At 76.1% G+C, this 13,933-nt stretch carries 3 protein-coding genes; all 3 read left to right on the forward strand.

The genetic code is table 11. The features are described 5' to 3' along the window. Positions 1-323 precede the first annotated feature (323 nt). Genes WME89_RS19595 through WME89_RS19605 form a run of 3 tightly spaced genes read left to right on the forward strand, consistent with a single transcriptional unit; the run spans position 324 to position 13,806 of the window. Positions 324-3,428: a phospholipase D-like domain-containing protein gene (locus tag WME89_RS19595; protein ID WP_438010639.1), complete on the forward strand. Its 3,105-nt coding sequence runs from the start codon at positions 324-326 to the stop codon at positions 3,426-3,428. Continuing rightward, complete coding sequence (locus WME89_RS19600) at positions 3,425-7,465, forward strand: hypothetical protein (protein ID WP_438010640.1); 4,041 nt, start codon at positions 3,425-3,427, stop codon at positions 7,463-7,465. Before WME89_RS19595 ends, WME89_RS19600 begins: the two co-directional genes overlap by 4 nt. Continuing rightward, positions 7,462-13,806 (forward strand): hypothetical protein, encoded by a 6,345-nt coding sequence (locus WME89_RS19605; protein ID WP_438010641.1) that lies wholly within the window; start codon positions 7,462-7,464, stop codon positions 13,804-13,806. The genes WME89_RS19600 and WME89_RS19605 overlap by 4 nt, the downstream gene beginning before the upstream one ends. Positions 13,807-13,933: the final 127 nt, after the last annotated feature.

A 13,933-nucleotide genomic window follows, 5' to 3' on the forward strand; every position in this document is an offset into this window, starting at 1 on the left:
GATGCGTGAGAGACCCGTGCCGCAGCGGTGTGCGAGGCATATTCACCCACGATCGCGTCTCGGGGATGCGATGTTAAGATATTGTAATTTAGTGTTTAGATGGACACCGAGCGATGGGACTCGAGACGTTCATCATTCCCGTCGCAATGCAACAGTCCGGTCCCTGACACGATTGCGCTCCACCGTGACGAACGGGCGGCGTGGATACTTTGATCAGCCCCTCGTCGCTCGCCTCGCCCGGCCGCTTCGTCATTGCCACCCCGGCGCGGCCGCCCGTACCATGCGGCCTTCGGTCGACGCGCGGCCAAGGGGGGGCGCGGTGCATGGCGAGCTTCGATCCGCTCTTCGATCCGGTGCGCCTCGAACGTGTGCTCGAAGCGACGATCACGCTGCCGGACCCGCCGCAGCCGGTGCCGGCGCCGGAGCCCATCGTCATCACCCGCCCGGGCGTGGCGCGCCACGCCGCCCGGCGCGTGACGCTGCTGCAGGTGCGCCTGCGCGCAGGAGAGCCTGCGCACACGGTCACCTCGCCGGTGCGCGCGGCGGTGCGGCGCGTGGCGCTCGATCCGGCGGCGCCGCTCCCCGGCGGCGGCGTCGAGCTGCTCGAGCTGTCGCCGCTCCCGTTCCTGGATCACACCCCGGGCGCGCCGCCGCTGCTCGAGGAGACCTTGCGCCGTCTCGGGACGCGCGGCGTGCCGACCTTCTACGTCGCGCCGTTCGCCGCGGTCGCCGCCGCGCTCCCGCCGGCCGAGCCGCTCGACGACGCGCTGCTGCTCCGCGGCGCGCCGATCGTGGAGCTCACCCCGGGGGCCGTGTTCTCCGTCGGCGTCCTGTTCCAGGACGGGACCGCGCTGCCGCCGGTCACCGCCTTCGGGCTGATCGCCGGCGCCCTCGAGGCGGCGGGCGACGGCGCGGCCGCGGCGGCGTGGCGCGCGCAGCTCGCGACGCTCGGCGGCCCGGCGCGGCGCTTCGTCGCCGTGCGCCACGACGGCGGCGCGCTCGGCGCCGCGGCCGGGTTCGACCTGGAGCTGCGCCGCGACCCGGACGGCGGCGCCGTGGCGACCGCATCGGTCAACGCAGGCGCCGACGGCGATCTCGAGCCAGCCGCCGCCGCCTCGCCCGTCGGCTCGCTGTTCGCGCCGCCGCCCGGGCACCACGTCGCGGTGCGCTGGGCAGGCGACGCGCCCACCGGGTCGTCGCTGCCGGTGCAGGCGCTGGTCGGCACGCGCGTGAGCAGCCCGCCGGGCGCGTTCCTGCGGGTGCCCGCGCTCGCCGAGCCGCGCGCGACCCTGGAGGTGCTCGACCTCGCGCGCTGGTACCCGCCCGTCCCGCCCGGGCACGCGGTCGAGCGTTACCACACGAACAGCCTCGTGATCCCCCTCGTCGACGGGATGGCCGCGTTCCAGGCGCTCGTCGAGGACCTGCGCGCGTGCATCCGCACGCCCGCGGATCCGCCCGGCGCCCGCTTCCGCGCGCACCTCACGGGGTGGACCTTCAACCGCTTCCAGCTCCTCCCCGGCGGCACACGGACCGATGTCGTCGAGCTCGCGGAGGACATCCTCGCGCGCGACGGGGCGGTCCTCGTGCTCGCGAACCGGTTCCTCAACCTGCGCGACCCGGAGCTCTCGGGCTCGCGCGCGGCCGCGGCGCTTCTGCTCCTCGCGCTCGGCGACGCGACGCTGCTGACCGAGCTCCTGATCCAGCTCGCCGCGAGCGTGTTCCGCTTCTCGGCGCCGACCGCCGAGACCGACGACTGGGTCGTCTTCGCCTGGTTCGCGCTGCCGGCGGTCGCCGGCATGCTCGGGCTCGCCGCCGCCGAGCTGGGGTGGCTCGAGGACTGGCTCAAGGGGAAGCTCGAGACCGCGCGCGACACCGTCGACGATCTGAACGCGCTCGCGCCAGGCACCGCGGTCTGGTCGAGCAACCCGGTGCGGCTCGCCGACAACCCGCTCGCGCCGCTGTACGGCGACAGCCCGCTGTTCGGGCTCGAGGATGACGCGGATCAGTTCGGCGTGTTCCACAACAAGATGCAGCTCGTCCGGCGGCGCGCCGACGCGCGCGGCGACGAGTTCGTCGGGTTCCTGGGCGGGATCGACGTCAACCGCAACCGCCTCGACTCCCCGGGGCACCAGATCGGCGGGCCGTACCACGATGTCCACGCCCGCTTCAGCGGGCCCGTCGTCGCCGACGCCTTCCGGGCGTTCTACGAGCGCTGGGCGCGCGACGCGGGGATCGACCCCGCTGCGCTGGAGGACCAGCTCCCCGCGCCCGTCGCCGCGGCGATGCCCCAGCACACAGGCGCGCGCCACATCGCGCGCATCGGGCGCACCTACCCGCGCAGCACGCCCGCGCTGCAGTTCGCGCCCGGCGGCGATCGCGGCACTTACGACACGCTCCTCGCCGCGATCGGCCAGGCGCGCGACCACATCTACATCGAGGAGCAGTACTTCACCCCCGACGATGTCTTCGTCGACGCGCTGCGCACCGCCGGCGGGGCCGACCGCTGCCGCCGCCTGCTGATCGTCGTGCCCGGCGAGGGAGACCAGCCGTTCGGCGACCTGCGCCGGCGGCACGTCTTCGCGCGCCTGCGCGAGGTCTGGGGCGACAGGATGATCGTCGGCTACCCGCAGCGGCGCCCGCGCCTGCGCCGGGCCGACCGCTTCGCGAGCCGCGGGCGCGCGTGGCTGGTGGGCGATCTCGCGCCGGGGGCGACCGAGCTGTACGTGGGCCCGCCCGCGCGCGCGATCGGCGCGCCGTCGTGGCTCTGGGTCGACGGCGAGCTGATGCTCGCGCGCAGCGTCACCCGCCCGGTCGTCCACGAGGGCGAGCCGGCGGCGCGCATCGTCGTGGATCGCGGCGGGATCTCGGCGAGCGGCCGCTGGGGCGCACACCCGCGCGCGCACCGCGCGGGGGCCGCGGTCACCTTCTCGCAGCCCGCCGGGATCTACGTCCACGCCAAGTGCATGATGATCGACGACGTCTTCGTCTCGATCGGCTCGACCAACCTGAACCGCCGCGGCTTCTTCTACGACGGCGAGATCAACGTCTTCGCGATCCCCGAGGAGCTGCGCGGCGCGCCCGACAACCCGGCGCGCGCGCTCCGCACCGCGCTCTGGGCCGAGCACCTGGGGATCGCGCCGGCGCAGGGCGGGGCGCTGCTCGGCGACGCGATCGCGGGGTTCGAGCTCTTCCGCCGCCCGCACCTCGGCGGGTCGCGCTTCGCGCCGCTCGAGAGCACGGACATCCGCCCCTTCCTGTCGCTCCCCGACACGCAGCTATGGCCGACGACGCTGATCGGCGCGCTCGCGCTGCTCCTCGAGGGCGTGCCGGCGGGGTTCCTCTCCTTCTTCCACCGCACCGCCTGGAACCTCGTGATCGACCCGACGACGGGGACCGATCCCGCACCCACGGAAGGGCCGGTCCCGTGAGCCTTTTCGCGCGCGCGATCCCCCAGGTCGAGCCGCCGATCGTCGGCGTGCACCTGCTCTGGAGCGGCCCCCATGCCTGGCTGTACTCCCCCGCCGGGTGGACGATCCAGCGCCGCCAGTCGGCGCCGCGCCCCCGCTGGGACTGCGTCTCGCTGACCGCCGACCAGCTCGCCGCGCTGCGCGCGCGCCGCGAGCTGCGGATCCGCCTCGGCGTGCTGACCGATCGCGTCGGAGCAGCGCCCGCGCCGCTCCTCGCCGCCGCCGGCGCGCCCGTCGCCGCCGTCGCGCTCGCCGCCGCCGGGGCCGCCGGGGCCGCCAGGGCCGCCGCCGCCGGCGCGCCCGTCGCCGCCAGGGCCGCCGTCGCCGCCAGGGCCGCCGCGACGCCCTGGGAGGTGATCACGGTCGAGCTCGACACGCCCAGCGACGGGGTGCGCGTCCCCGTCCAGGCGACGGCGAGCCTCGCGGTCGCCCTGCGCGACGGCAAGGTGGTCGCCGGCGGGCGGGCCGTCGCCGGCAACACGGCCCACGAGCTCGTCGCCGCGGGGATCGACACGGTCGTCGTCCACGCGCGCGGGCTCACCGCGCTCGGCGTCTGCGTGGCGCCGGCCGGGAAGGACGACTGGCGCGACGCTGCGACGATCGCGCGCCTGCAGCTCCCGCTGCGCGAGCTCGACCCGAAGCTGACCAGCGCCGACGACGAGTACGAGGAGGCGAAGCGCCGGCTCCTCCCCGGCGAGACCCTGGAGCGCGGGGAGCTCGAGCACCTGACCGGGATCCTGCGCAAGGTCGTCGCCGCCGCCGGGCCGCCGCGCCCGATCGACCTGACGCTGCTCCTCCGCGACGACCCCGAGCTGCGCCACGACGAGCTGGTCGCGCTCGATCCGCTCCGCGCCGTGATCGCGCACCCGCGCTGGCGCCGGGTGCTCGGCTTCGCGCACTTCGACGCGGACCCCGCGCTCGTGCCGGGCCAGGTCTACCAGTACCGCGTGAGCGGCGGCTGGCCGGAGGCCGACCTCACGGACCGCGTGGTCGGGTTCCACACCGCCCCCGCGACAACGCAGCTCCCGGCGGAGCTGTCGCTCGGCGACGTGCGCGTCCGCTTCTCGCAGCCGCGCCTGGTCGAGCTGGCCGATCCGCGCCCGTCGGATCCGATCGCGCTCACGCGCCGCGGCGTGGCGCTCTCCCCGGGGCGCGATCCCGGGTGGCTGACGCCCGGGACCGACGGCTGGAGCGCGGTGATCGATCTGCCCGTCGCGGTGACGTCGCTCGTCCTCGAGCTGGGACACGCGGCGCACTCGTTGACCTTCACGGCGGGGGCGCCGTGGCTGCCGCAGGGGCCCGAGGCGAGCGTCCCCGCCGGCGACCGCCCGGCGCTCTCCTTCGCGACGCCGGTGCACCAGATCCGCCTGGGGGGCGAGGGGTTCCTCTGCGCGCTCCGCTTCCCCGCGAAGAGCTCCACCGCGATCGTCGAGCGCGCGGTGGTGCTGCCCCCGCTCGTCCTCGCCGACACGCCGCGCCCGGCCGCGCCGCTCGCCGCGTGGATCACCAACCTGCAGCAGCCGGAGAGCGTCGCGACCGGCGACGCGCCGCTCGGGCCGCCGCCGCCGCGCCACGCGCTCGGCTTCGAGGTGCGCTGGCTCCCGGCGCCGACCGGGGGGATCGACGCATGGCCCGCGGAGCTGCCGCCCCCGCCGATCGACGCCGCGCTGTTCCAGATCGAGCACACGCCCGCCGGCGGAGCGCCGTCCTGGGCCCCGCTCCTCGACGAGGACAACCACGTGACCGGGCACCGCGACGAGGTCGCGCTGCCGCCGATGACGGTCGGCGGCGACCTGATGGCGTCCTTCCCGGAGGTCCTGTCGCCGGCGCCCGGCGGGCTCACGCTCTCCTGGCGCGACGTGTTCGACTTTCCCGACGGGGGCGCGCCGGTGCGGCGCCCGCGCCCGGAGCCGGGGACGCTCCACCGCTACCGCGTGCGCGCCGTGGACGCGGTCGGGCGCGCGGGGACGGCGTGGTGTGAGACCGGCGAGCTCCGCCTGGAGAAGCGGCGTCCGCCGCCGCTGCCGGCGGGGCCCGACGAGGCCAAGGCCGACGCGCTCGCGCTCCCGGCGCCGACCGGGGTGCACGCGCGCGTCCTCGTCGCCGGCGCGCCCGACCTGACCGACGGCGAGCGCGCGCTCCTCGGCGCGCACGGCAGCGCCGTCCTGCTCCGCTGGGGGTGGCACGCCGCGCAGCGCGCCGAGGACCCCCACGCGACCGAGTTCCGCGTGTACGCGACCCGGCGGCGCCTGGACGCGATCCCGGGCGTGCTCTCCGCGGTGTCCGGCTCGGGCGGCCTCACCCTGGCGACCCTCACGCTCGGCGAGCCGGTGCTCGCGAACGCCGCGCGGCGGCTCCGCCTGGACGCGAGGTACCCGTTCGAGATCCTCGCCCATGACGGCGGCGCGGCGGGGACGCCGCTCTCCATCACCCTGCGCGCCCAGGTGCCGCTCCCCGGCGGCGCCTTCCCGGTGCCGCGCGCGGGCGCGGTCGTGCTGCCGGTCCACCTGACGCCCGACCGCACGACGGCGCCTGCGTGGGGCGCGCGCGTCGAGGTGCGGGCGATCGGCCCGGACAACGCGTACGAGTCCGCGCCGATCTTCGATCTCCTGGACCTCCGCGCGGATCACCCGCACGACCGCGCGCTCGTCGGCGTGAGCGCCGCCGACGCGCAGGCCTACGTCCCGGACCGGCTCGCGCCCGGCGACGCGCGCCCCGGCAACGAGGGCGCGATCGCCGCCGTCGAGGTGGAGGGGCGCTGGCAGGGGCGCCCGGTGCTCGTCGAGGCGCCGGCGCTCGCCGACGTGCCGGCGGTGGTGACGCCCGAGCCGGGAGATCGGCCGATGCGGATCGACCTCGACGTGACCCCGCTCCTCGCCGGCGCCGGGCTCTCGGGGAGCGAGCGCGTGCGCCCCGAGCGCTGCTCGGCGGATGAGGTCTTCCGCGCCTACCGCGCGCGCGACGGCCGCGTGCTCGCGCGCGTCCTCGAGCCGCCTGCGCCCGGCGACGCCGAGGTGGAGGTGGAGGTGCCGAACGCGTCGGATCGCGCCGCGATCCTCGCCGCGCTCGACGGCCACGACGTCGGCGCGCTGACCGACCGTCACGCCGTGTTCCTGGCCGCCGCGCACCCGTACCGCGCGCGCCTGTTCACGCCGGTCACGCAGGAGCCGGTCGCGCTGCCGCGCTTCGCCGAGACCCTGCCGAACCGCGGCGCGCGCTGGATCTACCGCGTCCGGCTCGCCGACGCGGCCGGCCGCCTCTCCGCCGACGGGCGCACGCTCCGCGGGGTGGTGCGCGTGCCGGCGACGACCCGCGTCCCGCCGCCGCGGCGCGAGGCGGCGCAGCCGGGCGATCCGCGCGCGCGCCTGCGCCTGCGCGTCGAGGGGCCCGGCGAGATCACGCACCTGCTCCTGTTCCAGCGCGTCGACCTGGTCGACCCGGTCGACCTTGGCCGCGCGCCGTCCGGCGACGAGGCCGAGCTCCTGCGCGTCCCCGGCGCGGCGCACCTGCCGCCGGGCGCGGGGGTGCGCCTGCGCCTCGGGGGCGAGATCCTCGCCCCGCAGGTAAAGAGCCTTTCCGATCCCGACGTGGCCGGGGCGCCGCCCTCGCGGCGCGTGGTCCTCGACCTCGCGCTCGTCGACGGCCAGCGCGCGCGGGTCTGGGCCGTCTCGGTCACGCGGGACGGGGTCGCGTCGGCGCCCGAGGCGTGGGCGATCGCGATGCCGCGGGCCGCCCTGGCGGCCCCCGCGCTCTCGGTCTCGTCGAGCCCGCCCGAGCTGCTCTTCACCTGGACCTGGCCGTCCCCGGCCGACGCGACCGCGGTCATCCTCGAGGCTGCGCCCGCCGATCGCGACGCCTGGTCGCGCGTCTCCGGGCGGATCGCGCGCGACGTCGCGGCGCACGCGCACCGCCCCGCGCCGGGCGTCTCCCGCTACCGCCTGCGCGCGCTCTCGCTCGACGGGCGCGACGCGCTCTCCGCCGAAGTGACGGCCTCATGAGCCGGATCCGACTCTACACGCTCCTCGGCGTGAGCACCCCGGACGAGGCCGCCGAGCGCTGGCCGCGCGATCTCGTGCGCCCCTTCGTCGGCGTCCTGGAGGGGGGCCGCGACGCGCTCTACCGCGACCTCATGATCCACCTCCAGGACGCGCTGGAGCTGCGCGGGCTCCGCCCCGGCGCCGACGGCGACAGGCTGGGGCTCGTGGCCGACGTGCACGTGACCCCGCCCCCCGTCGCGCTGCCGCTCGTGATGGCGCAGCTCCCGGAGGTCGCGTTCCACCTGCGCGCGACGGCGAACCTCCCCGCGACGCTGTTCGTGACCCGCGGGCCCGGGGGCGCGCTGGAGGTGGCGATCCAGGGGCTCCCGGTGGCGATGCACCTGCCGCCCGGGTTCGTCCAGCCGCTCTACACCGAGGAGGAGCTCGCCGGCGTCGTCGGCGATCCCCCCGACAAGCTGCTCACCGACGCGTTCGAGCCCGATCACGCGGACAGCCTGGAGATCGTCGCCAGCGAGTCGGGCCCGACGCGGGTCAGCGTGCGCGTGAACGTGCGCCTGACCGAGACCGGCGACTTCCTGTTCGACACGGTCGTGCCGCTCTCGATCGGCGCGTGCAAGCTCTCCGGGCTCCCCTGCCGCGGCCTCCACGACGTGCAGCTCATCCCGACGCCGCGCCCGCGCCACGTCGAGCCCGGGCGCGAGGGGCCCGAGATCGCGCTCGAGTGGGCGCGCCACGACCTCTCGATCGCCGACACCGACGCGAGCTTTCCCGGGCTGATCACGATCCGGACGATCGATCTCGACGCCACGCGCGGCCCGCTGAAGGGGCTCGTCGAGCGGATCCGCGCGCGCCGCGGCGAGGCGGATCCCGTCGAGCTGGCCCTCGAGGACGTCGCGCTGCCGTTCCGCACCGCGCCGCCGCTGCCGATCCCCACGCACGGCCGCTTCCAGCTGCGCCGCAGCCTCGTCGCGGGCGACGCGGGGGGCGAGGCGTGGGATCTCCGCGACGCGCCGGTCGAGATCGAGGTGCGCGGGACGTACCTGAAGCTGTTCCGGCTCATGCTCCAGACCCCGGGCGGCGGCGAGTCGCCCGCCGCGTTCGACGTGAAGTGGAGCGACTCGCCCGACGACCCGACCGGCGCGCTGCAGGGCGAGGTCACGCTCACCGACGGCGGCGAGCTCCTCGTCGGCGCGCTGAACCCGGCGCCGGTCACGTTCCTGCGCGTCCTGGGGGCCCACGTGCGCCTCGGCGCGCTCCGCTTCGGGGTGTCGCTGAAGAAGGTGTTCGACGGCGACGACGACGCCTGGACCGATGTCCTGGCGCTGCTCGGCGACTTCCAGATCGACACCGCCCGCGAGGGGAAGACCTTCGAGCTCCAGGAGGCGTCGGGGAAGCCGGGGTTCCAGGTGCTCCACGACGTCGGCTGGGCGTTCGGCGAGCCGTCGCTCGGCAGCCTGTACGACCCCGACGGGCTCGACTTCGTGTTCGCCGACAAGCTCCGTCTGCGCATCGAGGAGCTCGGCCTGGTGACCGAGAACAACGGCGGGCTCTACCTGCTCGTGACGGCGGGGCTCAGCACGCCGCTCGGCGAGGCCACGCCCCCCGAGCCCGCCGAGGTCGGCGCGCCGGCGGCGCCCGCCACGACAGCGTCCACCGACGACGCGCGGCGCAAGGGGTTCGGCCTGCGCCTGCACCGGCTGCGGATGCTGCTCGCGCGGAGCAACGACACCCAGGCGCCGTGGCTCCTCGACGGGATCAGCTTCTTCGCCCGCAAGGGGAAGTTCGAGCTGGCCGGCATGGGCATGGTCAGCGAGTACGACCGGGGGGCGAACCACCACCGCGAGATCGGGATCGAGCTCTCGTTCCGCTTCGACGCGCTGGGGCGCACGTTCGAGCTCGGCGGGCAGCTCCTCCACGGGCGCGTGACCGGCGCCGACGAGTTCACCTACCTGCTGCTCGCGCTCTCGTTCGGGCGCCTGCCGCTCGGCGCCACCGAGCTCGCCAACGTGCGCGTGCTGTTCACGTCCAACCTGACGCCGCGCCTCTCGCCTCCCGACGGCCACGGCCAGTCCATGCGCCTGTTCCGCTGGTACAAGCAGAACGGCGACGCCATCGCGGTGCCGCTCTCGCGCAAGCTGACCGCGTGGCAGCCCGCCGAGGGCGCCGGCGCGGCCGGGATCGGGCTCACGATCCACCTCGCCGCGACGCGGGCGATGGGGCTCGACGGCTTCCTCTTCTACCACGAGGGCGCCGGCGAGAAGGGGCTGCTCGCCGGCGTCGAGCTCTACCTGGCGAAGTCCAGGAAGCCGATCGCGTTCGGCGTCTTCGAGTGGGACATGCAGCGCGACAAGCTCGGGCTGCTCCTCGGGATCGCGCTCGGGCTGGAGAACCTCCTCGGCGACGATCTCCCCGGCTTCCTGGCCGATCTCGCCGCGCTCACCGGGACCTTCTTCTACGGCAACAAGCCGGACACGCTCGCGATCGGGCAGTACAACGATCCGTCGACCTGGCTGCAGTTCCGCTTCGCGTTCGGCGGGCGCGTCAGCTTCGGGATCTCGGCCGCGTTCTGCCACCACCGCGTGGATGAGGCCGACGCGCTCGACCCCACCGTCGAGAGCGTCAACGTCTGGGCGCTCAGCCTCTCCCTGCAGGGGAGCGGGAAGCTCGGGCCGCTCGGGAGCCTGCAGGTCTACCTGACCGTGCAGGTCGTGATGGGGCAGTGGCGCAACGAGGGGGTGGCGTCGGGGCACCAGTTCGTCGTCGAGGCCGGGATCCGCTGCAAGGTGTTCGGCTGCTTCAACTTCGGCGCGCACGTGAAGGTCGACGTCGCGGCGCTCGGCCCCGGCGACCCGACCTACCACCGCAAGAGCACGGTCTTCCGGATCGAGACCCCCTGGTACCTGCCCGATCTGACCTTCCGCTGGGAGAGCCAGGACGGGACGCCGGTCCCCGAGGCGATGCCGGTCGTGTCGCTGCCGCTCGCGAGCGCGTCGGCGCACCGCCCCGCGGGCCCGCGCGAGGCGGTGGCGCTCGGCGTCACCCGCCCGGCCGGGGACCTGGGCGACGGGCCCACGTACGCGCTCCGGGCGCTGCGCGACGCCGCGCCGGCGAGCCCCTCGGACGCGGACCTGGCGGCCCTCCGCCCGGTCGCCGTGGACAGCGTGATCGCGCTCGACCTGGGCGCCTCGTGCGACGCGTGGGCGACCGCCCTGCCCAGCACGACGAGCACCGCCGGCGGTACCCAGCGCTCGAACGACCTGGAGGCGCGCTACGAGATCGTCGAGATCGGCGTGCGCCGCCGCCGCCGCTTCGGCGACGGCGTCTGGCGCGATCTCCTCGACCCGCTGACGACCCGCGTCGACGCGCTGGGAGGCCTCTCGGCCGAGGAGCTCCAGGCGCGCTTCCGCCCCGTCGTCACCTTCGACTGGGACCCGGACGTGCACCGGGTGGGGCGCGTCGACCCGCGGCGGCTGCTCGTCAACGCGGACACGCCCTATACCTTCGCGGCGCGCAACCCCGAGGCGGACGAGATCGTCGCGGCGACGCTGCCCGGCTGGCCCTGCTGCCGGCGCGCCGATCGGCCGGTGCGATGGCACGTCGTCCACTTCCACGACACGCCGCCGGGCGCGCGCACGCCGGCGATCGAGCGCTTCAGCGAGAGCGCGAGCACGCTCCGCTGGGTCGGGGGGCGCCCGCCCGTGGTGGTGCCGCCCCAGGTCGCGCCCGGCGGGGCCAACGTCGCCGCCGTCGCCGTGGGCGCGCGCCCCGCCGGGGTGATCGCCGCGGTGAGCTTCGACGAGCCGGCGGCGATCTGCGAGGTGTACGCGGCCTGGAAGCCGATCCACTCCGCCTCGGCGCTGGTCGTGGAGGCGTACCGCGGCCTCGAGGTCGTGGCCTCGCTGAAGCTCGCGATCTCCGACGTGTCGCCCCCCGCGCCGATCCAGGTGAGCGCGCCGGACGGGATGACCTCGCTGCTCCTCCGCAAGGAAGGGGACGTCGAGCCCGAGAGCGGGGAGCCGCCCGTCGAGCTGATCTCGCTCCGCTACCGCACCCTGCGCGAGGCCTACGAGATCCTCCTCGACCTGCTCCGCTGCGGTGCGCAGGACGAGCGCGTGCATGGCGCCGGGCGGCTGGGCTGGCTCCCCAACACCGACTACGAGATCACGCTCCGCACCCGCGTCGTGCTCGGCTACGCCGCGGCGGGCGACCAGGACGCGGTCGTCGAGCAGAAGGCGTACTTCCGGACGCGCGGTCCGCTCGGCCTGAACGCGTGCTCGTTCGCCGGCGAGGAGATCGACCCGTACGTCGAGTCGCGCTATCCGGCGCCTGCCGATCGCCTCTACCGCGCCGAGGCGCTCGCGGTGGCGTTCGACGAGCGGCTGAACGTGCTCCTCCCCGTCGACCGCGCGCCGGCGCCGGGCGATCCGGAGGAGCGCCAGCAGCTCGTCCGCTGGGTGCTGGTCGTGGACAAGGTCGGGGGCGCGGCGGGGCTGGAGCGGATCTCGCAGACGGTCGAGGACTGGATCGTCGCGCACCGCGGCGCGCCGTCGCCGCCGCCGCCGTTGCCGACAACGCCGCCGCGCTGGCCGCGCATCCTCGATGCCGAGGTGCTGAGCGCGCCGATCCGCCGCGCGCCGTCGACCGACCCGCGCCGGCTCCGCCTGGAGAACATGATGGCGCGGCCGGGCGCGTGCACCGCGCCGCGGCGGATCCACACCTCGCAGCTCCTCGTGCACCAGCCGGTCGATCCCGGCGCGCCGGCCGGGGCGCCCGCGCGCTGGGAGCCCGACGAGGAGTACCGCGTCAGCGTGCGCGCGGAGGGCGCGCCGTTCATCGAGCGCCGCCGCTTCGAGCCCGAGGACGCGACCGTGTGCACCTTCGTGGCGGAGAGCGGCGCCGCCGCTGCCTGGGCGGTCGACGGCGGCGCGCTCCGCCCGGCCGCGTTCCCGCCCGGCGACGCGGCGCAGCTCGCGCTGGTCGGCGACGAGGCGGGCTGGGAGCATGTCCAGGTGCGCGCGACCGTCGACCCCGAGGGGGGCGAGGCCGGGATCGCTGTCGCGGTCCTGGGCGCGCCGGTGGCGCAGGCGGTCTTCGCGCTCATCGACGAGCGGGGCGGGGCGCGGCGGCTGCGCCTTGTCGAGCGGCGCGGCGGCGTGGTGCGCGAGCTCGCGGCGCGCCCGCTCGCGGACGACGCGCCGCGCCCCTACGTGCTCGAGGTGACGTCGTACGACGATCGCGTGCGCGCCGCGGTGGGCGACGTGGTGGTCCAGCCGGACGAGGAGCGCGGCGCCGCGCGGGGCGGGCGGATCGGCCTCTGCGCGCGCGGCGGCGGGCGCTTCGCCGGGCTCGCGGTGCAGGGGCTCGACGTCTGGCGCGCGCACCTCCGGACCAGCCGGTACGTGGATTTCCCTGCGCACATCGAGAGCTGGGACGGGGCGCTGCCGGAGCTCCCGCTGGGCGTGGCCGGGGCGCCGACCACGACGGCGGCCGCGCTCCTCGCCGAGGACGCGCGCGCGATCGCCGCGGCGATGGCGGCGGGCGCGGACGCCGAGGCGCGCGACGCCCTGTTCCGCCGCTGGATCGCGGCGCTCTCGGTGCCGCTCCGCGAGCGGCCGTCGCGGCTCGCGCTCACGCGGCTCGTCGCGGGGGGCGCGACCGAGCTCCTCCTCGTCGAGAGCCCCGAGCCGCTCGCGTTCAGCCGCGACGTGACCCTGTCGGTGCACCGCCGCGCGAGCGCGCCCGGGCCGACCCCGACGCCGCCGCGCTGGCCGCCGCTGCCGATCCGGGGCAGGCCGCGCCCGTCGCCGTTCGCGACCTTCCTGGAGCAGATCGAACTCGCCGACGACGCGCTGCTGGTCCCGCCGATCCCGAGCGAGCTGCGCGCGCTCCGGCGCCTCGTGCGCGCCGAGCGCGCGGGGGACGAGCGCGTGCTCGACGGGCGGGTGTTCCACGTGTACGAGCTGCCGCCGCGGGTCGACCCGACCGTGACGACCCGTGCGCCGCGCGTGGCGACGCTGGTCCCGGGCGACAGGATCCCGGAGAGCTACGCCGCGCTCGGACCCGACGAGCTGGGGCTCTTCGACGAGCGCGACAGGCCGCTGCTCGCGCCCGCGCCGCTCCCTGGGCCGCCTCCGTACGCCGACGTCCCGGTCGTGATCCTCGGCAGCGGCGACGAGCTGCGCGCTCTCGTGATCCCGGTGGGGCCGTCGGGGGACCATGCGCCCTTCGAGGCCGGCGTGCATCGCCTCCGGTTCGCGATCGACCGCGCGCGCTGGCGCAGCGAGACCGCGGACGACGTCTCGCGCTACCGCGCGGCGAGCACGCGCGTGGTCGGCTGGTGACGCCCGCGCGCCGCCGGGGCTGACCGACCCGATCGGCGTCGGCCTCCATCTCCAGGCAGATGGCGGAGCTCAGGGCCACCTCGACGGAGACACGCCATCATGTGCACCCCCTCGATTCGCCGCGCTC

It is taken from the genome of Sorangium sp. So ce321, assembly GCF_051530195.1.
Taxonomy (GTDB): Bacteria; Myxococcota_A; Polyangia; order Polyangiales; family Polyangiaceae; genus Sorangium.